This window comes from Luteimonas sp. BLCC-B24 (genome assembly GCF_028550595.1).
In the GTDB taxonomy this organism is placed as follows: Bacteria; Pseudomonadota; Gammaproteobacteria; order Xanthomonadales; family Xanthomonadaceae; genus Luteimonas.
The window spans coordinates 94,662-117,042 of record NZ_JAQQGN010000003.1 but is presented as its reverse complement, the minus strand read 5'-3'; the positions used below and the strand labels follow the sequence as shown (position 1 = coordinate 117,042).

General features: G+C 70.0%; 22 protein-coding genes and 1 pseudogene. 19 read left to right on the top strand and 4 right to left on the bottom strand.

The genetic code is table 11. The annotated features are described in order from the left end of the window. Positions 1-344: 344 nt before the first annotated feature. The 9 genes and pseudogenes from PQS31_RS08365 (at position 345) to PQS31_RS08325 (ending at position 6,462) form a co-directional block, all read left to right on the top strand. Positions 345-695, top strand: coding sequence for a DUF2200 domain-containing protein (locus PQS31_RS08365; RefSeq protein WP_272762250.1), 351 nt, complete (start codon positions 345-347; stop codon positions 693-695). An 80-nt stretch (positions 696-775) separates the two neighbouring features. Then, positions 776-1,351, top strand: a pseudogene (locus tag PQS31_RS17030) (YdeI/OmpD-associated family protein); the annotation flags it as partial. A 167-nt stretch (positions 1,352-1,518) separates the two neighbouring features. Beyond that, positions 1,519-2,058 (top strand): DUF1697 domain-containing protein, encoded by a 540-nt coding sequence (locus tag PQS31_RS08355; protein ID WP_336314343.1) that lies wholly within the window; start codon positions 1,519-1,521, stop codon positions 2,056-2,058. Between the two features lie 108 nt (positions 2,059-2,166). After that, positions 2,167-2,703 (top strand): DUF6597 domain-containing transcriptional factor, encoded by a 537-nt coding sequence (locus PQS31_RS08350; protein WP_272762248.1) that lies wholly within the window; start codon positions 2,167-2,169, stop codon positions 2,701-2,703. Positions 2,704-3,498: 795 nt separating this feature from the next. Further along, a complete protein-coding gene (locus tag PQS31_RS08345; protein ID WP_272762247.1) occupies positions 3,499-3,744 on the top strand; it encodes a hypothetical protein in 246 nt (81 codons plus the stop codon). Positions 3,745-3,852: 108 nt separating this feature from the next. Next, the gene (locus tag PQS31_RS08340) at positions 3,853-4,581 is read left to right on the top strand and encodes a helix-turn-helix domain-containing protein (protein WP_272762246.1); all 729 of its coding nucleotides are present in this window, start codon (positions 3,853-3,855) and stop codon (positions 4,579-4,581) included. 97 nt (positions 4,582-4,678) lie between these two features. Continuing rightward, complete coding sequence (locus PQS31_RS08335; RefSeq protein ID WP_272762245.1) at positions 4,679-5,029, top strand: VOC family protein; 351 nt, start codon at positions 4,679-4,681, stop codon at positions 5,027-5,029. 161 nt (positions 5,030-5,190) lie between these two features. Then, positions 5,191-5,409 (top strand): polyprenyl synthetase, encoded by a 219-nt coding sequence (locus PQS31_RS08330; protein ID WP_272762244.1) that lies wholly within the window; start codon positions 5,191-5,193, stop codon positions 5,407-5,409. Between the two features lie 147 nt (positions 5,410-5,556). Next, positions 5,557-6,462 (top strand): SDR family oxidoreductase, encoded by a 906-nt coding sequence (locus PQS31_RS08325; RefSeq protein ID WP_272762243.1) that lies wholly within the window; start codon positions 5,557-5,559, stop codon positions 6,460-6,462. A gap of 35 nt (positions 6,463-6,497) precedes the next feature. Here PQS31_RS08325 and PQS31_RS08320 read toward each other — a convergent pair whose 3' ends face one another. Both PQS31_RS08320 and PQS31_RS08315 read right to left on the bottom strand, forming a co-directional pair. After that, positions 6,498-7,322, bottom strand: coding sequence for a hypothetical protein (locus PQS31_RS08320; RefSeq protein WP_272762242.1), 825 nt, complete (start codon positions 7,320-7,322; stop codon positions 6,498-6,500). After that, on the bottom strand, positions 7,319-9,004 hold the full coding sequence (locus tag PQS31_RS08315; protein ID WP_272762241.1) for a diguanylate cyclase: 1,686 nt from the start codon (positions 9,002-9,004) through the stop codon (positions 7,319-7,321). The genes PQS31_RS08320 and PQS31_RS08315 overlap by 4 nt, the downstream gene beginning before the upstream one ends. Before the next feature lie 359 nt (positions 9,005-9,363). Here PQS31_RS08315 and PQS31_RS08310 point away from each other — a divergent pair, with 359 nt between their 5' ends. From PQS31_RS08310 to PQS31_RS08265, 10 genes are all read left to right on the top strand, one after another. Next, positions 9,364-9,768, top strand: coding sequence for a hypothetical protein (locus tag PQS31_RS08310; RefSeq protein WP_272762240.1), 405 nt, complete (start codon positions 9,364-9,366; stop codon positions 9,766-9,768). Between the two features lie 142 nt (positions 9,769-9,910). After that, positions 9,911-10,306 (top strand): hypothetical protein, encoded by a 396-nt coding sequence (locus PQS31_RS08305; RefSeq protein ID WP_272762239.1) that lies wholly within the window; start codon positions 9,911-9,913, stop codon positions 10,304-10,306. A gap of 96 nt (positions 10,307-10,402) precedes the next feature. Beyond that, positions 10,403-10,870, top strand: coding sequence for a hypothetical protein (locus tag PQS31_RS08300; protein ID WP_272762238.1), 468 nt, complete (start codon positions 10,403-10,405; stop codon positions 10,868-10,870). A 70-nt stretch (positions 10,871-10,940) separates the two neighbouring features. Continuing rightward, positions 10,941-12,023: a catalase family peroxidase gene (locus PQS31_RS08295; protein ID WP_272762237.1), complete on the top strand. Its 1,083-nt coding sequence runs from the start codon at positions 10,941-10,943 to the stop codon at positions 12,021-12,023. After that, positions 12,020-12,568 (top strand): cytochrome b/b6 domain-containing protein, encoded by a 549-nt coding sequence (locus PQS31_RS08290; protein WP_272762236.1) that lies wholly within the window; start codon positions 12,020-12,022, stop codon positions 12,566-12,568. The genes PQS31_RS08295 and PQS31_RS08290 overlap by 4 nt, the downstream gene beginning before the upstream one ends. A 98-nt stretch (positions 12,569-12,666) precedes the next feature. After that, positions 12,667-14,610 carry an SLC13 family permease gene (locus tag PQS31_RS08285; protein ID WP_272762235.1) on the top strand — a complete coding sequence of 648 codons (1,944 nt, stop codon included), beginning with the start codon at positions 12,667-12,669 and terminating at the stop codon, positions 14,608-14,610. 283 nt (positions 14,611-14,893) lie between these two features. Then, positions 14,894-16,792, top strand: a complete 1,899-nt coding sequence (gene htpG / locus PQS31_RS08280) for a molecular chaperone HtpG (protein ID WP_272762234.1) — start codon at positions 14,894-14,896, stop codon at positions 16,790-16,792. A 297-nt stretch (positions 16,793-17,089) separates the two neighbouring features. After that, on the top strand, positions 17,090-17,710 hold the full coding sequence (locus PQS31_RS08275; protein WP_272762233.1) for a hypothetical protein: 621 nt from the start codon (positions 17,090-17,092) through the stop codon (positions 17,708-17,710). 400 nt (positions 17,711-18,110) lie between these two features. Further along, the gene (locus tag PQS31_RS08270) at positions 18,111-18,557 is read left to right on the top strand and encodes a hypothetical protein (protein ID WP_272762232.1); all 447 of its coding nucleotides are present in this window, start codon (positions 18,111-18,113) and stop codon (positions 18,555-18,557) included. 50 nt (positions 18,558-18,607) lie between these two features. Further along, positions 18,608-19,969: a DUF2235 domain-containing protein gene (locus tag PQS31_RS08265; protein ID WP_272762231.1), complete on the top strand. Its 1,362-nt coding sequence runs from the start codon at positions 18,608-18,610 to the stop codon at positions 19,967-19,969. Positions 19,970-20,110: 141 nt separating this feature from the next. On the opposite strand, the gene PQS31_RS08260 is transcribed toward PQS31_RS08265, so the two are convergent. Continuing rightward, the gene (locus PQS31_RS08260; protein WP_272762230.1) at positions 20,111-21,559 is read right to left on the bottom strand and encodes an efflux transporter outer membrane subunit; all 1,449 of its coding nucleotides are present in this window, start codon (positions 21,557-21,559) and stop codon (positions 20,111-20,113) included. Further along, a complete protein-coding gene (locus PQS31_RS08255; RefSeq protein ID WP_272762229.1) occupies positions 21,556-22,308 on the bottom strand; it encodes an SDR family oxidoreductase in 753 nt (250 codons plus the stop codon). The genes PQS31_RS08260 and PQS31_RS08255 overlap by 4 nt, the downstream gene beginning before the upstream one ends. Between the last annotated feature and the right edge of the window lie 73 nt (positions 22,309-22,381).

Here is a 22,381-nt window from a genome sequence, read left to right as displayed (position 1 = left end):
TATCGACATGTCGAGTTCCGGAAGCGGTGGCACGGTGCCGATGACCGCACGGCGGTGCGGAGCGTATCCGAAAGATGGGCGGGTCTTCTTCCGGGGCCGAGGCGCGTCAGCCTCGACCCGCGATCGCGATACCGCCGAGTGCCCGACAACGCGGTGGTAGACAGCGCCCCGCGCGGTAGCAAGCGCACGTCGTCTGGCGTGGCGCCCCTCGGCGAGTCGCCGTCTCGCGTGGCGGAGCGGCCTCCAGGCCGATGCCCTGGGAACGACCGGCCGGTCCGCAGACGTTGGCCTGCACGCCAAACGCGGCGCATCATGGCGCGCACAGTGTCCGCAGGAACGACGGCATGCCCACTCATCGCATTTTCGCGACACCGTTCGCGTCCGTGTATCCGATGTACGTGCAGAAGGCCGAGCGCAAGGGGCGCACCCGGGCCGAGGTGGATCAGGTGATCTGCTGGCTCACCGGTTTCGACGCCGCGGGACTGCAGGCGCAGCTCGATGCCACTGCGAGCGTCGAGGACTTCTTCGCGCGGGCACCGGCGATGCATCCCAACCGCGCGCAGGTCACAGGCGTGGTGTGCGGCGTACGGGTGGAGGATGTCGAGGATCCGCTGATGCGCACGATCCGCCAGCTGGACAAGCTGATCGATGAACTCGCGAAAGGCCGGCCGATGGAGAAGATTCTCCGCTCGTGATCGCGCGCGCCGCGGGTGAAGCGAGTGACCGCACGGATCGGCGCCCGGCACGACATGCGTACCGCGTGCGACGATCGTCCATGCAGCGCCGGACACCGATCCGCCCGCCACGCAAGCCCGGGTACCCCATGGACTCGATCCGTTTCTTCGAAACTGCAGCCGACTTCCGTGCGTGGCTCGCCGAGCACCATGCACGCGCCAGCGAGCTGCACGTCGGCTTCTACAAGGTGGCCGCCGGCCGGGCGAGCATGACGTGGCCGGAATCTGTGGACGAGGCGCTGGCCTACGGCTGGATCGACGGCGTGCGCCGGCGCATCGATGCGGTGTCCTACCAGATCCGCTTCACGCCGCGCCGTCCGGGGTCGATCTGGAGCCGGGTCAACCTGGCCAAGGCCGAAGCGCTGATTGCGCAGCAGCGCATGCAGCCCGCGGGGCTGGCCGCGTATGCGGCGCGCACGGCCGAGAAATCCGGCGTGTATGCGTTCGAACGCGCGCAGCCGGCGGCACTGGCGGCGGACGAAACGCGTGCATTCAAGCGCGAGGCAGCGGTCTGGCGCTATTTCGAGAGCACCCCGCCGGGATCTCGCAACGTGGTGCTGCACCGGGTGGTCAGTGCCACGCGCCGCGAAACCCGTGCACGCCGTCTGGCGCACCTGATCGAGGCCTGCGTCGGGCAGCGACGGGTGCGGTCGGCCGTCATCGCGGGTGCCGGTCCGTCGTGCGCTTCGCATGGGAGGACCGGTGTTTCGCCTGGCGGCATGGTGTGGGCAACGGGCACCCGGTGGCCGCACACTGGGCGCCACCACAGCCCCTGCCAACTGCCATGCCGCGTTTCGTCGTGTTGCTGCGAGGTGTCAACGTCGGCAAGGGCAACCGGGTGCCGATGGCGGCGTTCACGTCGCTCCTCGAAGGCCTGGGGTGCACCGGGGTGCGCACGCTGCTCAACAGCGGCAATGCGGTGGTCACCGCGCCGCGCCGGAACACGACGGCGTTCGCTGTTGCGGTGGCTGACGCGATCGCCGCGCAGCTGGGTGTGACCACGCCGGTGATCGTGAAGTCGTCGGCGGAGTTCGCGCGCATCGTGAGTGACGCCCCCCTGACACCCACCGCATCGGACCAAAGCGCCTTCCTGGTGGCCTTCGCCCAGGCACCGGAGGGCCTGCGCATGCTGGATGCCCTGGTGTCGCTGGCTGCGCCCCCCGAGCGGCTCGTGGTCACCGCCGACGCCGGCTACCTCAGCTGTCCCGCCGGTTTGCTCGACAGCCGGGTCGCGCCGGTGCTGCTCGGCAAGGCGGCGCGCGCGGTGACGACGCGCAACTGGGCGACGGTATTGAAACTGCAGGCGGCGCTGGAGGCCGGGTGAGTCGGCCCGCCCATCGGCGGCGCGAGGCGCCGGCGCCCACATGTCGTTCATCCCGAGCCGGCAGTCGACGCGCCGTTTGAGCGCCGCCTGCGGTGCGATCATCGGCGCATGTCGGAGCCTCGTCTGCCTCCCTATCGCGAAGCGCCCCCGCCGGCTGCGCTTGCGGATTGCATCCGCCGCGTCTGGCGCTATCAGGCCGATGTGCATCAGGCCTCGACGACGCGCGTGCTGCCCGACGGCTGCGTCGACCTGATCTGGAACGGCACGCGGCTGTTCGTCGCCGGTCCGGACCAGCAGGCGGTCGTGGCCGAGCTGGCGCCGGGCGCGCGCCTCACCGGGCTTCGACTCGCGCCCGGCGTGGCCCACCGCCTGCTCGGCACGTCGATGCACGCGCTCGCCGACCAGCGTATCGACGCCGACGCCGTGCTCGACCGGCGCGGCGGTGAATTGCAGCAGTGCCTGACCGACGGAGCCGATCCGGTCCCCACTCTGCTCGCGGCCTTCGCGTCGATCGCGGTCACGCCCGATCCGCAGATGGCCTGGCTGTTCGCGCAGCTGTCCGGCACGCGGCCGATGCGCCTGCCCGCGTTGGCGCAGACGCTCGGCATCAGCGCGCGCAGCTGCTCGTGCCGCCTGCAAGGCTGATCGATTGAGCGGCGCGCGTGGTGGAAGACCCCCCAGTATCTGCGCGTTCCAATGCACCGCAGCGGTGACACCGATAGCCGACGAAACGCACGCGTTCCAGCATGAAACGACGGCTTGGCACGACTTCGCGCACACTGCCGGCGATCGTAATACCGGCGCACTGGGTGGTCAGCGCCAAGCGCCCGGAGACGAGCACCCGCCGCCCGGTGCAATTGCTCGAGGCCTGCGCTGCCTAGCGACGTTTGCGATACGCAGTGCACTACTCGACGCTTGCATTTTTGCATGCCCCTGCCGGGACCGCGTATCCGGGCCACTAGACCGTGGACTTCGTGTGTGATAGACATCGGGCGCTGTCGCGATGCGGTAGTGCCAGTACAGATACCTGAAGTTCACCCGAACTATTCCGTCTTTCATCTCCGAAGACGTGCCTCGGAGCGTCGAGGCGATTACGTGAGAGCTGCCTGCGCTATTAACCCCGGGCGTATGCCGAAGCCGTTCAATTCAATCCATGGAGGACGTCATGAAAGGGCTCATATTATGTTTTGCTGCACTGCTCACCGCGCAGATTGCCGTCGCTGAGGAGGTTACGCCCAAGCCTGCTCCTGAAGAGGAGCCGAAACAGATCTGCACGCGGGAGAAACCAGTCGGCACTAACCGCCCCGTTAGAGTTTGCAGAGATGCCGAAGCGGCGCAGCTAATGGGCGAACGGTCACGTGCCGCTTTCGAGAACGCGCGTCAACACCGGTCGGATTGGCGGGAAGAAGTGCGTTGAAGAGAAGCTGCTGACACGAGTGCTTGGCGCATCTGATTGCGCCTGCTTCCAGGGGAGTAGCCCAAAGGCTGAGAAGCACGCTGCTGGACGCGCACGCTGCTGCGCGCCGCGAGCAGCGTGTAGCCGCCGACGCCGGCTACCTCAGTTGCCCCGCCGGCCTGCTCGACAGCCGGGTCGCGCCGGTGCTGCTCGGCAAGGCGGGGCGCGCCGTGACGACGCGCAACTGGGCGACGGTGTTGAAACTGCAGGCGGCGCTGGAGGCCGGGTGAGTCGGCCCGCCCATCGGCACCGCGAGGCGCCGGTGCCCCAATTTCCTTCATCCCGCGCCGGCAGCCGAAGCGCCGCTTGAGCGCCGCCTGCGGTGCGATCATCGACGCATGTCGGAGCCTCGTCTGCCTCCCTATCGCGAAGCGCCGCCGCCGGCCGCGCTCGCGGATCGCATTCGTCGGGTCTGGCGCTATCAGGCCGATGTGGACCACGCCGCGACGACGCGTGTGCTGCCCGACGGCTGCGTCGACCTGATCTGGAACGGCACGCGGCTGTTCGTCGCCGGTCCGGACCGGCAGGCGGTCACGGTCACGCTGGCAGGTGGCGCGCAGCTCACCGGGCTTCGCCTTACGCCCGGCGTGGCCCATCGCCTGCTCGGAACATCGATGCATGCGCTCGCCGACCAGCGTATCGATGCCGATGCCGTGCTCGGCCGGCGCGGCGGCGAATTGCAGCAGCGCCTGACCGACGGAGCCGATCCAGTCCCCACTCTGCTCGCGGCCGTCGACGCGATCGCGGTGACACCCGATCCGCAGATGGCCTGGCTGTTCGCGCAGCTGTCCGGTACGCAGCCGATGCGTCTGCCCGCGCTGGCGCAGACGCTCGGCATCAGCGCGCGCAGCCTGCACCGTCACTGCCTGCAGGCATTCGGCTACGGGCCCAAGGTGCTCGATCGGGTCTTGCGGTTGCAGCGCCTGCTGGCGCTGGCCCCGGATGCGGGCACGCTGACCATGGCCGCGCTCGACGCCGGCTATGCCGATGCCACCCATCTTGCGCACGACGTGCGTCGGCTCACCGGTCTCACACCGACGGCGCTATTGCGCGAGCACCGCGGCTGATCGCCCGCCCGCTTGGCGTCTGTCCGATTTCTGCAAGCCGGCAACGACGCAGCGCCCGACAATGGGCGCCTCGTCCCCCTCGCCGCCAGGTGCCGCCATGACCCGCTCCGACGCCCATCACCGCATCGACTATCTCGAATACGCCGTCGCCTCGATCGACGTCGCCCGCCGCTTCTACGGCGCGGCGTTCGGCTGGACGTTCCAGGACTACGGCCCGGATTACTGCGAGTTCCGCGACGGCCGTCTGACCGGTGGCTTCTTCCACGGCGAACCCAGGCCCGGCGGCGCACTCGTGGTGCTGGCCTCCGACGATCTGGCCGCGCGCGAGGCGGCGGTGACCCGGGCCGGGGGCCGCATCACCCGGCCCGTCTTCGAATTTCCGGGCGGTCGCCGCTTCCACTTCACCGACCCGGACGGCTATGAACTCGCGGTGTGGTCGCAGAGCTGAAGCCTCCGCGCGCCGCGAGCCCGGCGGCTGACGGGCTGCGCTCGCCTGAAGCGCGTGGCGACAGGGACCGCCATCGTGGGCGTCGCCGCGGCGCGCGCGCGCGAGAGGCGCGGCGACGCGAGATCCGGCGCACACTGGCGCGCCCATCGACTGGATCTGATATGGACCCCGAGACACTTGTGCGCACCGCACTGCGCGATGCCGGTTACGGCCCCGATGCCATCGGCTCGGCGCTGCCGCGGATCATGCGCATCCTGCAGGCCGAGGACGTGCGCATCGCGATGGGCCGCAGCCTGTCGCGCAAGGAGCGCGAACACGTACGCCTGCAGCTCGAGCTGGGGCTCCACGTCTCGGAGATCGTCGCGGCGCTGAAGCGCTGAGCCGAGCGGGCGCCGCGCCGTGCGACGCCTGCGACGGGCGCGTCCGGCCGTCGGCGTGCAGGTCCTGCACGCTGCGTGGCGCCATGTTCACGGGCCGGGATCACGCACCGTTCTAGCGTCGGGGGCCCCCTACGCCGGAGCACCTCGATGAAGCACACGCCATTGGACGAACAGGTCATCGTCATCACCGGTGCGTCCAGCGGGATCGGTCTGTGCACCGCGTTGCTGGCCGCCGAGCGCGGGGCCAATGTGGTGCTGCTGGCACGCAGCGGTGAAGCCCTCGAGGACGTCGCGGCGGCCATCAACGCCGAAGGCGGCAGGGCCGAGGCCCTGCGTGTCGATATGGCCGACAGCGGACAGGTGGAGGATGCCGTCGCCCGCATCGTCGCCGCCCATGGACGCATCGACACCTGGGTGAACAATGCCGGTGTCTCGATCTACGGCCGCCTGGACGAGGTGTCCGAGGACGATCATCGCCGCCTGTTCGACGTGAACTTCTGGGGCGTGGTCAACGGTGCACTCGCCGCGCTGCCCGCCTTGCGCGCCAGCGGCGGCGTGCTGGTGAACCTGGGCAGCGAGGTCTCCGACGGGGTGCTTCCGCTGCAGGGCATGTACACCGCATCCAAGCATGCGGTGAAGGGCTTCACCGATGCGCTGCGGGTCGAACAGGAGCGGATGGACGGGCAGCCGGTGACCATCGTGCTGATCCAGCCCACGGCGGTGAACACGCCGTTCCCGCAGCACGCGCGCAACTACCTCGAGCACGAGCCCAAGCTGCCGGAACCGATGATCGATCCGCACCGGGTCGCGGAGGCGATTCTCGATGCGGCCGTGAACGGCGGCCGCGAGGTGAAGGTGGGCGCGCTGGCCCACGTCAACACCGCGCTCAGCAAGATCCTGCCGCGCCTGGCGGACCGCATGTCGGCGGCGCGCGCCGGGCAGCAAGAGCACGAGACGCGGCCCCTGCGGCCCGAGGGCACGCTGTTCAGGCCCGGCCAGAGTGGACAGGTGTACGGCGTGGACAAGGACGGCGACATCATTCCGTCGCAATGAACCGGCCGCGCGCGATCCGCGGATCGCGACGCCCGTCAGCCGGAAGCCGTCACCGTCAGCGGCAGACGCCCCAGCCGCCGCAGCTGCGGGCTGGTTTCCAGATCCACCGGCATCACGTCGCGCGGGCTGGGCCGGAGCACCGGTGGCATGCCGAGTGCGGCCGGGGCGATGGTGCGCGTGGCGCGCAGGCGGGCGAACGATTCGCGCAGTGCGTCTTCACTCGCGAGCATCGGGCCGTCCGGCGACGCGGCGGTCGGTGCCGTGTGCTGTTTGCCGCTGGCCTCGCGCCATTCGCGGATCAGTTCGGCGACGTCGATCTTCGGAAACGGCAGGTCGAGCTGCGCGCTGACGATCAGCGCCGGCGGCAGGTCCGCGGCGAGACACGCGCGGTAGACGAGTTCGCTGCACACCATGTGCGAGGGGTCGTCGGCAATCAGATGCTCGATGAGCTCGCGCAGCAGCCAGCGCACGCCGGCATCGGCGGGAACGCGATTGCGCAGCGTGGCGAAGACGGCCATCTGCCACAGCGCATCGAGCGGATACGGCACGTCGAGGCAGGCGTTCGCGCCGTCGGCGATCGCCGCACGCGCGGCGTCGTCCAGGGGCTCGCCGTTGCCGCGCGTGGGGCGCAGCACGTCGATGAAATCGTAGTACGCCCCCTGGGCCAGCCGATCCGCAAGACGCACCCGGCGCGAGACCGGTGCGGCGGCTTCGACGAAGCTCGTGCCGTCCACCATCACCGCGGCATGGCTGTAGCTGGAGTCGCCGAACCAGGCGATCAGGTCGGAGACCGGGCCGATGCCGCGCATCAGCAGCACGTCACCAGGGCGCAGCGCGGCGGGGTCGACGAAGGGCGTCATGCGGGCTCCAGGCGGGGGTGGTGGATGTCGGGGCGCGCGACGATCACGCAATTGCGGCCGGCGTGCTTGGCGCGGTACAGCGCCGCATCGGCGCGCTTGAACAGGCGGGTGACGTCGTCGCCGGTCTCCAGCGTGGCCACGCCGATCGAGACGGTGAGCCCGACCAGCGTGCCGTCGACATGGCGTCCGTCGGCCTCCACCGCGACGCGCAGCGCTTCGGCCGCGCGCAACGCCGAGACCGCATCGGCGCCGTCGAGCACGAGCACGAATTCCTCGCCGCCGTAGCGCGCCACCAGATCGGTGGCGCGCACGTGACGCCGCAGAACACCGGACATCGCCTGCAGGCATGCATCGCCCACGTCGTGGCCGAAGCGGTCGTTGACCTGTTTGAAATGGTCGAGATCGACGAACAGCACCGCGAGCGTGCTCTCGCGCACGGCCGCGGCCTCGATCATCCGTGCCACGCCGATGTCGAGCTGCGCACGATTGGGCAGGCCGGTGAGCGGATCGGTCATCGCGCTGTGCCGCGCGGACACCATCTCGCGTTCCGCATAGCGCGCCGCGCGGGCGGTGGCCAGCACGAGAATCAGCGCCCCGAACGCATCGGCCGCCGGATGCAGGTACTCCAGCCACTCGGGCGTGCCGGCATGGCGCATGAAATACGCCGCACGCATCATCGCGACCACCGACACCAGGCCCCAGCCGATGAGGAAGTACAGCGCCTCGCGATCGCCGGCGACCGCGCGCAGCAGACCGATGGCGAGCGTGGTCAGCCCCAGCGCGAGCAGCAGCAGGTTCACCAGCGAGGGAATCACCGACGTGATGGGCACGAACGCGAGCGCCGCCATCATCGCGCCGCAGCTCAGCAGGACGATGCGGTAGGCGCGCGCGATCCGCGGGAAACGGCGCGACACCTGCAGCAGCACGTACAGGAACGCATAGGCCGACAGCAGCCCCAGGCTGATGCCGATGCCCGCGACGCGCATGGCGTGCTCGGGCGGAAACCACGGTGCCAACGCCACCAGTTCGCCGCGCATCACCACCAGGTAGGCGGCCGTCGACAGCACCCAGACGCAGAACAGGAACAGCATCCAGCGCCGCAGCGCGAACGCGAAGATCGTCGCCACCGTGACCAGCAGCAGCTGCGCGCTCAGCACCGCGCTGCTGAACCGCACGCGGCCGTAGTCGTCGGCGAGGTAGGCCGACAGCGGCTGGGCAGCCACGCCCATGGGCTGGTGCCGCGCCGTGACCATCTCGATGAAGACCGGCGCATCGAGCGCATCGGCGGGCACGACGACGCTCAGCCGATGACGCGAGCCGATCTGGGTGACGGCGGGATCGAAGGTGGCCAGCGGCCGGGGCCGATAGTCGGGCGGGGCATAGGCCACGAGGCGGGCGTCATAGGCCTCACGGATCGAGACGATCCAGTCCTCGTGCGCCGTTGCCGTCGCGGACGCGGCGGCGGGGGCGATGTCGATCCGCCACCAGCGCGCGCCGTCGCGGCGCCGCAGTGTCTGGCCGGTGTCGATCCAGGCGCGTGCCCCGCGGACGGCATCGATGCCGTCCCCGTCCGCTTCGGCAGGCAGCACCGAGACGCGCGCCGATGGCGCAGCGGCGGCGGCCTCCACGCACAGACCCGCCATCAGCAGCCACAGCAGCGCCACCCCCACGCTCCAGCGCATCCGTCCCCCGTCGCGTCGTCCGCGATCCCATCCGCTCCCCGGACGCGCAAGTGTAGCCCCGGCGCGACCGGAGCACGGGCCGTTGCCGCCCGCGGACACGCCCCCGGCGGATCCGCCGACGGACGGTCTTCCAGGCCCGGCCCGCGTTGCACCTCCGCGCCGGCGCCGGAACGCGTCGCCCTGCCCGTCGCGGTACCTGCAGCGCGCAGGCCGGCTTCGGATGCGGACCGCCGTCGTCGCTCCGGCGACCGCACGCGCCGCACAACGCGGAGTCCGGCGCTGCGGTCGCGAGCAATGCCCCGCCGCCTGCTAGCATCTGCGGCCGTCGTCATTCCGGCGACGCACGCAAGGGGATTGCAATGAAGCTGAGGGGAATCGGCGCCGCACTGGCGCTGGCAGTGGGTGTCGCCGGCACGGCGGCGGCCAACGACGGGCAGACACGTGAAGTGCCGTCGCAGGACGGGTCGTTCACCGGCGAGATCGTCGGCACGCCGGCCGAGGACAGCAAGTTCGCGCAGCTGCAGATCGGCATGTCGATGCAGGACGTGCAGGAGCTGATGGACCGCGCACCGGACCGCTTCCACACCTACGAGTCCGGCAAGCGCTGGATCCCGTTCTATTTCGGCAACGACGCCACACGCCTGCAGGCGCTGTTCCGCGGCGAGGGCTGCCTGATCTTCACCGGCGGCAACGTCTGGGGCGGCGCGGGTGGCGATCTGATCAAGATCGAGGTCGATCCGTCGGGCGCGTGCTACCAGCCCTGACGGCAGCGCGGGCGCCGACGGGCCGTCGGCGTCCGCACGACGACGCTCTCCGTCACGTTCGAAAGGAATCGCATCGTGCATCTGCAGGACGCGTTCGTGTTCACACACTTCTGGCTCCTGTGGACTCGCGGTCGGTATCGGCGTGCCGCTGCTCCTCCACAAGGCGCTGATGCCCGCGACCAGCGCCGGCCGCCTGTCGGACGAACGGCGCCGGGCGTTGCTGCGGCCCATTGCGTTGATCGCCGTGTCGATCTGCGGCGGCTTCTGGCTGCTGCAGATGTCGGCCGGTGCCGGCACTCCGGATCCGATGGGCTGGCCGCGTCCGCAAACGCCGATTGCACTGGGGATGCAGGTGCTGTGCTGGACCGTGTTGCTCCTGTGGGTTCACGCGGGCCGGGGCGCCGGTTATCTCGCTGCCTTGTTCGCTGCCGGCGATTCGGCGGCCGCACGCGCGCTGGCGCATCCGGGCGCGGTCAGGTGGGTCGTGACCGCCATCGTGGCGGCTGGCGTTGCCGGCCTGTGGCTGCGTACCGCCTGAGTCGCGGCCGCCGGTGCGCTGGCAGGCAGGGCGCCACGCGGCTTCGCGTTCCCGGCCCGCTGCGCGCATACCGACGGCCCCATCCGAGGACTCTTCATGAAGCTTGAAGCGATGTGGGCGGCGCTGGCCGCTGCACTCCTGACCACCGCCTGCTCGACCCGCCCCCCTGCCGAGGACGCGCGCTGGCTGCAGCCACCGCAGGCGATCCAGCTTGCTGCCGAGGCCGCGCCGCGGGGCGTCACCGGCACGTTCGTGATGCGGGTCCAGGCCACCGGTGCCGACGGCGGCCGGGTGTATCTCAATTCCGAAGCCGACTACCGCGACCAGCGCAACCTGACGATCGCGATCACACCTGCCGCCGCCGGCGCCCTCGCCGCCCGGCTCGGTGCGCCGCCTGCGGTGGCCCTCGACGGCGAGCGCATCGTCGTCCATGGGGTCGCGACGCGGGTGCGGATCGATTTCACCATCGCAGGCCAGCCGAGCGGCAAGTACTACTACCAGACCCAGGTGCAGGTGACCGACGCGGCGCAGATCCAGGTACCGGCTTCGGGCGTGCGGCTCTAGACCGGCGTTCTTCACCCGCGCGGTGGCGCCCCCGGCGTACGCTCGCCGGCGTTCCGCCACGAGCCGCGTCATGCCGTACCCATCCGCACCCCGCCGTCGCACCGGCGCCTATGTCGCGATCGCGGCAATCGTCGCATCCATCGGCGGCGCCTTCGCGTGGACCGCCGGCTGGCTGACGCCCGATCGGCTGACGCCGGCGCGCATGACCGACGCGATCGAAGCCACGTCGACCACGCCGTACCCGGGCTTTCGCCGCGCGCACGCCAAGGGCCTGTGCGTGACCGGCCATTTCGAAAGCCATCCGGACGGCGCGGCCCTCAGCCGGGCCCGCGTGTTCGCCGACGCGCGCACACCGCTGCTCGGGCGGATGTCGATCGGCGGCGGCTCGCCCTACGGACTCGACGCCCAGGCACGCGTGCGCAGCATGGCGCTGGTGCTGCGCGCCGGCGACGGCAGCGAGTGGCGCATGGCGATGAACAGCTTTCCGTTCTTCGGCGCGGCCTCGGCCGAGGCCTTCTTCGAGCAGACCCGCGCGTCGGCGCCGGACCCGGCCACCGGCACGCCCGATCCGGCGCGCATGGCCGCGTATGCCGCTGCGCATCCGGCCGCGCAGCGTTTCGCCGCGTGGGCGAAATCCGCGCCGTGGTCCGACAGCTTCGCCAACACGGCCTACAACGGCGTCCATGCCTACCGCTTCATCGGCCCCGCGGGCGAGCGGATGGTGCGCTGGTCGATGCGGCCACAGGCGCCGTTCGTCGAGATGAGCGCCGCGCAGCGCGACGCGGCCGAAGGCGACTACCTGCAGGACGAGCTGCGCACGCGCCTGGCCGACGGGCCGGTGCGCTGGGACATGGTGGTCACCGTGGCCGGGCCGGGCGACGACCCGGCGGATCCGAGCACGCCGTGGCCCGACGACCGGGCGCAGGTGACCGTGGGGACGGTGGTGCTCACCGGCGCACAGGACCAGGCCACCGGCGCCTGCCGCGATCTCAACTTCGATCCGACGATCGTGCCCGGCGGCGTCGCGCTGTCGGACGATCCGATCCTCGCTGCGCGCGCGGCCGTGTACGCGCAGTCCTTCGACCGCCGCGAACGCGAGATCGCCCGCGGCGCCGACGTCGGCGGCACCCCGCCGCAGGAGACCACACGATGAGCGCCGCACCCGGTCGCCACGACGCCGTTGCCCGGTGGCTGCACTGGAGCATGGCGCTGCTGATCCTCGCGATGCTCTTCATCGGCGTGGCGATGGTGGCCTCGATCACGCTGCGTCCCACGCTGCTCGCGCTGCACCGGCCGATCGGCATCGCCTTGCTGGTGCTGGCGGTCGTGCGGCTGCTGCATCGCCTGCGGCGGCGCACACCGGAACTGCCGCGCGATCTGCCGCGCTGGCAGCGCGCCGCTGCGCACGCGTCGCACGTCGCGCTCTATGCGTTGATGCTGGCGATGCCGCTGGTCGGCTGGGCCATGGTGTCGGCGGCCGGCAATCCGGTGGTCCTGTGGGGCGACGTGCACCTGCCGGCCATCGCGCCGCACGATCCCGCCGTCTACAGTGTGTTGCGTGCCGCGCATGCGTGGCTCGCGCGCGCGCTGCTCGCGGTGATCCTGCTGCATCTGGCCGCCGCCCTGCATCACGCCTGGGTACGCCGCGACGGCGTGTTCGCGTCGATGGCCGGCGGGCGCGTGCACCGCCCCGGCTGACCGCTCCCGCAGCGCATGCGCCGCGCCGCGTGCCATGCCGACCCCGACGGCCACACCCACACCTGCAGGCTCCGGACTGCGCGTTGTATGGACCTTTGATGCAGACCGACCAGATCCTGATCCTCCTCATCCTCGCCTGCACCATGGGCCTGTTCCTGTGGGGACGCTGGCGTCACGACATCATCGCGGGGGCCTCGCTGCTGGCCTGCGTGGCGGTGGGCCTCGTCGGCGCCGGTGAGGCCTTTGCGGGGTTCGGCCATCCGGCCGTGATCACCGTCGCCAGCGTGCTTGTGCTCAGCCGGGGCCTGCAGACCTCGGGCGCGGTCGATGCGCTCACCCGCGTGGTGTTGCCCGGCAAGGCCGGCCCCATGCTGTCGATCGCCGCGCTGACCGGCCTGGCGACCGTGCTCTCGGCCTTCATGAACAACGTCGGCGCGCTGGCGTTGCTGATGCCGGTGGCGATCCAGATGGCGCGCAAGCAGGCGCTCGCGCCCGGTCAGGTGCTGATGCCGCTGGCGTTCGGTTCCATCCTCGGGGGCATGACCACGCTGATCGGCACGCCGCCCAACCTCATCGTTTCCGGCTTCCGGCAGGAGGCGGGGGGCGCCCCGTTCTCGATGTTCGACTACACGCCCGTCGGCGCGGCCGTCGCCGTGGCCGGCGTGCTGCTGCTGGTGCTCGGCGGCTGGAAGCTCGTACCGGTGCGCCGCGAGGCGGCGGTGGAAGGCTTCGATCCTGGCGCCTACCTCACCGAGCTGCGGGTGCCCGAGGGCGCACGCGCGGTGGGCAAGACGGTGCGCGAGATCGAGGCGACGCTCGAGGCCTTCGACGCCCAGGTCATCGGCATGGTGCAGGCGGAGCTGCGCGTGCACGCGCCCAATCCGTCGCGGGTGGTGCGCGCGGGCGACGTGCTGGTGGTGGAGGCGGACGCCGACACGCTCGGCGAAGTACTGAGCAGTCTCGGTGTGCGTCTGGAGGAAGACGTCCCCCATGAGAACGACGGGGAGGCCGACGCCCAAGATGATGAGGACGACGCGGCCGACGGCGACCGCCCGGAGTCCGGCCCGGTCACCGGCCGCCGCCGCGATCCGGCGCCCGGCGCCCGGCGTCGGACGCGCACGGGCGAACCGGACCCCGAGCACGCCGACGCCAGCGACACGCCCGAGCCGGCGCGCACGCCGCACGCCGACGTGGTGCTGCAGGAAATCGCGGTGCTGCCGGGATCGGGGCTCGCCGGCCGCTCGGCCACCGATCTCGGGCTGCGCGCGCGCTACAGCATCAATGTGCTGGCGATCTCGCGCGCCGGTCACCGCTCGCGGCGGCGCCTGCGCACGCAGGCCTTCCAGGACGGCGACCTGCTCCTCGTGCAGGGCACCCAGGCCGCCATCAGCGGTTTCGCGTCCGAGTTCGGCGGCGTGCCCTTGGCCGAGCGCGCGCTGCGCATGCCCGACCGGCGCAAGGCGCTGACCGCCTCGCTGATCATGCTCGGCGCCATCGTCGCCACCACCTCGGGCCTGTTCCCGGCGGCCGTGGCCTTCGCGGCCGGCGTGGTCCTGTCGATGATCCTGCGCACCGTGCCACCGCGGGATGTCTACACCGCCATCGACTGGCCGGTCGTGGTGCTGCTGGCCGCGCTGATCCCGGTGGCCGGCGCGATGGAATCGACCGGCACCGCGGACCTGATCGCGCGGGTGCTGTTCGAAACCGTGGGCCGAGGCCACCCGGTCATCGGTCTGGCGCTGATCCTCGTGGTGACGATGACGCTGTCGGACTTGATGAACAACGCGGCGACGGCCGCGGTGATGTGCCCGATCGCCATCGGCGCGGCGAGCGCGCTCGGCGTCAATGCCGATCCGTACCTGATGGCCGTCGCGGTCGGCGCGTCCTGCGCGTTCCTCACTCCGATCGGACACCAGAACAATACGCTGATCCTGGGCCCCGGCGGCTTCCGTTTCGGCGACTACTGGCGCCTCGGTCTGCCGGTGCAGCTGCTGGTGCTCGCGGTCTCGATTCCGATGCTGCTGCTGGTCTGGCCGTTGTAGCGCCGGCCCGCGGTCCCGACCGCCGGCCGGCACACCGGCGCGCCGTCGTGGAGGCCCCGCCTGGCCCGCGATCCGCATCCCGCACAGCACGCCCGCCGACCCCTCGGCAGCCGTCGATGCGTTCGCGGCGCCGCGCGACCATCCGCACGCCGACGCCGCGCAGGCCCTGCTCCGGCAGTGGATCGCGCTGCCCTGACCGGCGCGGTACCGGCGGCCGCGGCTTGAAAACGGGCGGGCGGCCCGCATGTCCAGCGCCTGTCCACGGCCATCCGTCCCTACCGTCATGACCACGACCACCGAAACCCGCACCTTCGAAGCCGAAGTCGCCCAGGTCCTGCACCTGGTCACGCATTCGCTGTACTCGCACAAGGAGATCTTCCTGCGCGAGCTGATCTCCAACGCCTCCGACGCTTGCGACAAGCTGCGCTTCGAGTCGATCGCCCACCCCGATCTGCTGGCCGGCGCAGGCGAGCTGCACATCGACGTCAGCTGGGACAAGGCCGCGCGCACGGTGACGATCCGCGACACCGGCATCGGCATGTCGCGCGACGACGTGATCGCCAACATCGGCACCATCGCCAGCTCCGGCACGCGCCGCTTTCTGGAAGCGATGAGCGGCGAGCAGAAGGCCGATGCGCGCCTGATCGGCCAGTTCGGCGTCGGCTTCTATTCGGCCTTCGTCGTCGCCGACCGGGTGACCGTGCTGACCCGCCACGCCGCCGCCGCGCCCGAGGCCGGCGTGAAGTGGGAGAGCGACGGCCGCGGCGAGTATTCGCTGGAGGACGTCACCCTGCCCGAGCGCGGCACCACGGTGATCCTGCACCTGAAGGCGGACGAGGACGAATTTCTCGACGGGTGGAAGCTGCGTTCGCTGGTGCGCAAGTACTCCGACCACGTCGCGTTCCCGATCCGCATGCCCAAGGACGCGCCGGCACCGGCCGAGGGCGAGGACGCCCCGGTCGACGCCGCGCCGGAGTGGGAAACCGCGAACGATGCGTCCGCACTGTGGACCAAGTCCAAATCCGACATCAGCGACGCCGACTACCAGAACTTCTACAAGGCGCTCGGCCACGATTTCAACGATGCCGCCGCGTGGACCCACAACCGCGTCGAAGGCAGCCAGAGCTTCACCACGCTGCTGTACCTGCCGTCGCAGCCGCCGTTCGACCTGATGATGGGCGGGCGCGACGAGCGCAAGGGCCTGAAGCTCTACATCAAGCGCGTGTTCGTGATGGATGCCGCCGAGGAGCTGCTGCCCAACTACCTGCGCTTCGTGCGCGGCGTCGTCGACGCCGACGACCTGCCGCTCAACGTCAGCCGCGAGATCCTGCAGCAGAACCGCCAGCTCGACCGCATCAAGGGCGCGTGCGTGAAGCGCGTGCTCGACATGATCGAGAAGCTGGCGCGCGACGACGCGGACAAGTTCGCCGCGTTCTACAAGGCTTTCGGCAACACGCTCAAAGAAGGCATCGTCGAGGACGCGACCAATCGCGAGCGCATCGCGAAGATTCTGCGCTTCGCCTCGACCAAGGGCGACGGCGCTGCGCAGACCGTGTCGCTGGACGATTACGTCGGCCGCATGCCGGTCGGCCAGGACACCATCTGGTACATCACCGCCGACGGCTACAAGGCCGCCGCCGGCAGCCCGCAGCTCGAGGCCTTCCGCGCGAAGGACATCGAGGTGCTGCTGATGTTCGACCGCATCGACGAGTGGATGCTCGGCAGCCTGCACGCGTACGCCGGCAAGTCGATGAAGAACGTGGCCAAGGGCGAACTGCCGCTCGACGAGGCGGACAAGGCGAAGCAGGCCGAAGCCGCGACCGCCGCCGCGCCGCTGGTCGAGAAGATCAAGCGCCTGCTCGGCGAGCGCGTCGGCGACGTGCGCGTGTCCGCGCGCCTGACCGATTCGCCGTCCTGCCTCGCGCTGGCCGACTACGAGATGGCCCCGCACCTCGCCCGCCTGCTGCGCGAAGCAGGGCAGGCCGTGCCCGATAGCGCACCGACGCTGGAGATCAATCCGCAGCACGCGCTGCTGATGCGTATCGCCGGCGAGACCGACGACGCGAAGGCCACCGATCTGGCCACGCTGCTGCTGGAACAGGCCGAGATCGCCGCCGGTGCCCCGCTGCCGGACCCGGCTGCGTTCGTGCAGCGCATGAACCGGGTGCTGTTGGGCAGCTGACCGGACCGCGTTCGGTCCATCACGACTCGCTGCAGGCGCCCGATGGCGCCTGCAGCCACATGCGGGATCAATGTTTCCGCAATCTGGAAGCTGCGACGAGGCAGACGTGCGTGCGACCGCCACGCGCACTGCGTTGATCGATCGCATATCGGCAAGCGATCACGTATCGCCGCAAGTCGACGCGCGGCGCGTTGCGCGTGTCCATCATCTTCCCACCCGGCAGCAGGACATCCTCTGATTCCCCGGCGCGCGTGCGTCAGGCATGCTGGCATCGATATCAGCGGCGGGAGGCACACGATGGCCCAGGGAATCGGACGGCCGGATCGTTCCGCACGTTACATCGCGACGCTGTTCGTCGTGACCGCGCTCACCTCGACAGGATGCAAGGGGATGGTGATGACACAGGGCTCCACGCCAGCTGCGTCTGCGGACGTACAACCTGGTCCCTTGACCGAGTGGCCACTCAGGTTCCGAGGGCACAATTTCGGCATCGCGACTTATGCGCTGCAGGAGTACACGGTCGTGTACGCCAATCGCCCCTACTCGGGCGGCCCGCGCCCTGCTCGGGAAGACGTGCACCCCAATTCGCTCAATGCGACCGGTGCCGGCCACATCATGATCCGCAACTTCCCACCGCCTGCCTTGGTGAAGTGGAAGAGCCGCGACGGCACGCCGCTGGAGGCGGAGGTCGACATCGGGCGGATCTTCAAGGACGAGCTGGTGCGCTACGACGCGCCTCGCGAGGAGATTTCAGACCGCACGCCGGCGATCAATCCGGACATCGTCCTGGAGATCAACGACCGGACGATCAACGTGTACATGCGCGCGTTCCTCTCGTTGAAAGCGCCGCGAACGCCAGGGAATCCGCACAGCAATTTCCGACGTGATCTCGTCCTCGCATGGAGTGAGACCTACTGATCGATATCCGCATGGAGGCGTAGCGTGGGCGGAAATCGGTCACCGGACTACCTGCACGCGAAGCATCGAAATACCGCGTGGCTTTCCCCACGCCGTCGCGCGGCGATCGCCTGTTTCCCGACCGGCTCAGCTGAAGCAGCCTCTGGCCTTGATCCGAGGCCCATACAGCTGCGCTTCTCAGATGCACGCCGCTAGCGCCACTCAGCCCAGGAGCACGGAAATGTCTGTCAGGACCGGGTACCCATCTGGCTCACGCCGCCACCGAAGACTCGCGGCGGCGATCGTCGCGTCCGCACTGACAACGACAGGATGCCAAAGTACGGCGATGACATCGGGAGTGGATTCGGCACCGTCTCCGGCACGTGCACAGGGCGAAGTACGCGAATGGCCGTTGCGATTCATGCGCCACAACTTTGGAATCGCGCCGTATGCCGTGCAGGAGTGCACGGTGCTGTATGGCGAACGGTCGCATACGAGCGGGCCGCGTCCGCGTCTGGAGGATGTGCATCCCAATTCGCTCAGAGCAAAGACTGCAAACCATCTGATGATCCGCAACTTCCCGCCGCCCGCCGTGGTGAGGTGGAAGAGCCTGGATGGGACTGCGCTCGAAGCGGAAGTCGACATTGGCGAAATCTTCAAGGACGAACTCGTCGTCCATAACACGCCCCGCCACGAGGCCTCGGAGCGCACGCCCATGGTCAACCCGGACGTCATCATGGAAATCAATGATCGAAGGATCAATATCTACATGAATGCGTTCATCTCGTTGAAGCAGGCGCGTATCCCCGGGAACCAGCACAGCGATTACAGAAGTGAACCCGTTCTGGCCTGGAGCCGGACGTACTGATCCGATCCACAAGGAGGTGGAGGATGGGCGGAAATCGGCAACCGGATGGCGTGTACGCGACCGTTGCCAGCACCGAACAGCTTGCGAGCTTCAACAGGGCCGAGCGCGGACTCACGAATTTCACTGCGCCAATCCTGCTGGATGAAAGCCGGCCTGAGCAGCGTTTGTTCGTTGCGTCCTTCGACGGCACCCGCAACAGTAAGCGGGATCCTGACAAGTTCACCAATGTCGCCAAGATCGATGAACAGATCCGCGGCTATGCAGAATCTGCCACGGCTCGGCTTGGCTACTCGCCCATCGGCCGAGGTTACGTCGAGGGGCCCGGCACGCAGGGTGGCGTGAGTGGAACGATCGATGCGGCGTACGGAAGGAGTTACGAGGCGCGCATCGAGAACATGTACCTGCAATTCGTCACTGAAGCAAAAACCTGGCTGGACGAAAACCCTGACGCCGACATCCGGATACTCTCCAACGGTTTCAGCCGTGGCGCCGAGCAGGCGGCCGGGTTTACCCGGCTCGTAGAGGAGCGGGGAATTCAGGACCCGACAGGTGCGGTCGTCAAGCGCGATGCAGATGATTTGATCGTCGGCCAGGTCGTCTATCCAAATCCCGCGTTGCGCGCGCCCGGCACCGTCGTCCAGGCGGCCGTGCTGTTTGATCCTGTGGGCACCGGAGCGCCACGCCAGCACGATCGTCGCCTCGCGGAATCCGTCGTGTCCGGGCTCCAGATCACCGCGTTGGACGAACGTCGCAATCTGTTCCAGGGCACATTGATCACGGACCCCGGCCAGACCGCGGATGGTCGCTTCCTCAATGTGAGTGTCGCGGGTGCACACAGTGATATCGGGGGCGGCTATCGCAGGGACGGGCTCGGTGTCCTGGCCGGCAACCTCGCGATCGACTACACCAACGCCCTGATCCGCCCGCCGCCGCTGGAGAAGCGGGCCCTGCCCGACGATCCGGACCGGTACGTGATCCATCGCTCCGAGCAGCATGCGGCCTTCCACGGCACCTCGATCTTCGACCGGAACGGCGCACGTGGGATGCAGGATCTGCTGGCGCCGCCCGCGCTGTGCCGGATCGACTGCCGCGATGCGATGCCGCGCAACGAGGCGATGGCGGCGGCGTTGGACTGGCAGCGTGTGGAAATCGGCCCCGTTCAGGGCACCGTGCCGGTTCGCGCGGCGCCGGACGCCGCCGCGCACGACACCCGCGCGTTCACGCACGACCTGCTGTCGGCGGCGGCGCGCGACGACGGCGCCGCGATCACCGAGCGTCTGCGCGCCGAACTTGCAAGCGATGCCGGCCAGGCCTGGCTGCAGCGCGGGCGCGAAGCGCTGGAGTTGCAGACGCGCACCGTGCCGGACCCTGTCCATGCACCGGTGCCGGGGCCGGCCGTGCCCGCGCTGTAGACCGCGACGCGCCCGCGCGCTGCCGATCCGGAGGGGGACGCGCACGGTCACGCCGCGACGCGGCATTGCCGGCCTCGACGCGGCCGGCCAGCCGCCGGCGCGCCGCCGTTCCCACGGCGCGTCCGTGCGCCGGCGGTGCGCTCAGAGCCCGGACACGTAGCCTTCCAGCAGTTCCTGCTGCGGCAAGGTCTGCGGCCAGCCGCCGGACAGCGCGCGGTACAGCGACACCGCATCGGTGACGGTGCGGGTGCGGCTGGCGGCAAAGGCATCCTCGGCCTGCAGCTGGGTGCGCTCGGCATCGAGCACGTCCAGCAGACCGGTGGCGCCGGCGTCGAAACGCAGCCGCGCGAGCGCGGCGGCCCGGGCGCTGTCGCGGGCCGCGCGTTCGAGTTCCACGTCCGCGTCGTGCGCGCGGTCGAAGCGCGCCAGCGCATTGGCGGTGTCTTCCAGCGCGCGCAGCACGGTCTGCTGATAGCGCGCCAGTTCCAGCTCGGCATCGGCGTCGGCCGCCGCGATGCGCGCGCGCACGCGGCCGATGTCGAGGAAGGACCAGTCGATGCCGAGCGCGACGAACCGGGTCTCGCTGTCGCGTTCGAACAGTCGGCCGAGGTCACCGGCCTGGCTGCCGATCAGGCCGCCCAGGGTGAAGCGCGGAAACAGATCCGCCGTGGCGACACCGATGCGCGCGGTGGCGGCGCGCAGCCGATGTTCGGCCGCGGCGACATCGGGACGCAGGCGCAGCAGATCCCCGGGCGTGCCCGGATCGATCGTGCGCGGCGCCCGGGGCAGGGCGACCGCGGGCGACAGCATGGCCTGCAACGCGTCCGGCGTGCGCCCGCTCAGGACCGCGATGCGATGGATCGCGACCCGGATCTCGGCTTCGAGCGCGGGGATGCGCGCCGCCGTTGCCGCCGCCTGCGCCGACGCACGGGCGGAATCGAAGTCGCTGTCCTGGCCGGCCTCGCGACGCGCCTCGACCAGGGCCAGCGTCTGCTGCTGGTTGCCCGCATTCTCGGTCGCCACGCGCAGCCGCTCCTGCAGGCCGCGCAGATCGAAGTACGCCGTCGCCACCTCGCCCACGACCGCCACCTGCAGCGCGCGCAGGTCGTCGGCGCTCGCGGCGACCTCGGCGCGTCCGGCTTCGACGCTGCGGCGCACGCGACCGAACACGTCGAGTTCCCAGCTGGCGCCGATGCCGGCGTCGAAGCTGTCGCTGTCGCGTGCGTCGCGCGGCATGCCGGGTGCCTGGTCGGCGCTGGCGCGGTTGTTGACCGCGCTCGCGCTGGCGTCGAGTGTCGGCAGCTGGTCGAAGCGCGCACCCCGCAACAGCGCGTTCGCGCGGTCGTAGCGCGCGAGCGCGATGCGCAGGTCGTGGTTCGCAGCCAGCGTGTCGTCGACCAGTGCATTCAAGGTCGGGTCGCCGAAGGCCTGCCAGAACGCGGAATCGGTCACCGCCGGTGCGGCCGCTGCCGCCGCGCCGCCGCCGTCGAAGGTCTGCGGCACCGTCATCGACGGCCGCACGTGGTCCGGTCCGACCGTGCAGGCGGCGAGCAGCGCCGCGGCCAGTCCGCTGATCAGCGGGCGCGTCACCACGGCAGCACCTGGTCGAGATAGAAGTAGCCGCCGGTGGGGCCGTCGTCGTCGATCAGGGCGAGGCGCACGCTCGTCTTCGCGCCGTCGGCGACTTCGAGTTCGCCGTTCTGCTCGTCGCCGGCCTTGTTCATATCGGTGCGCACATAGCCCGGATGGATCGTGTTGACCTTGATGCCGGTGTCCTTGAGCACGTGCGCCAGATGCACGGTCCATGCGTTCACCGCGCTCTTGGAGACGTTGTAGGCCGGCACGCCCTTGAAGTCGTAGATGAAGGACTGGGGATTCTGGTGCTCGCTGATCGAGCCGAGCAGGCTCGACACATTGACGATGCGACCGGCCCTGGATTTGCGCAGCAGCGGCAGCAGTGCCTGCGTGGTGGCGATCAGGCCGAAGACGTTGGTTTCGAACGTGGTGCGCCAGGTGTCGAGCGACTGCCCGGCGGCCCCGAGCTGCGCATCGTCGATCACGATGCCGGCGTTGTTGACCAGGATGTCGAGCCGGCCGTGGCGGTCTTCGATGGTCTCGGCCGCGGCGGCGATGCTCGCCGCGTCGGTGACGTCGAGCGCGATGGCCTCGACCGGCAGACCGTCGGCCTGCAGCTTCAGCGCGGCCTCGACCGCGCGGTCGCGGTTGCGACCGGCCAGCAGCGTGTGCACGCCGGCTTGGGCGAGCTGGCGCACGGTCTCCAGGCCGATGCCGCGGGTGGCGCCGGTGACCAGGGCGATACGGGATTCGGTAACGGACATGAGTGGGTTCCTTGCGGGATTCAGGGCGGTGGGAAGGTGGGGTCGTGGCGCGTCGACGCGGCGGCGGGCTCCA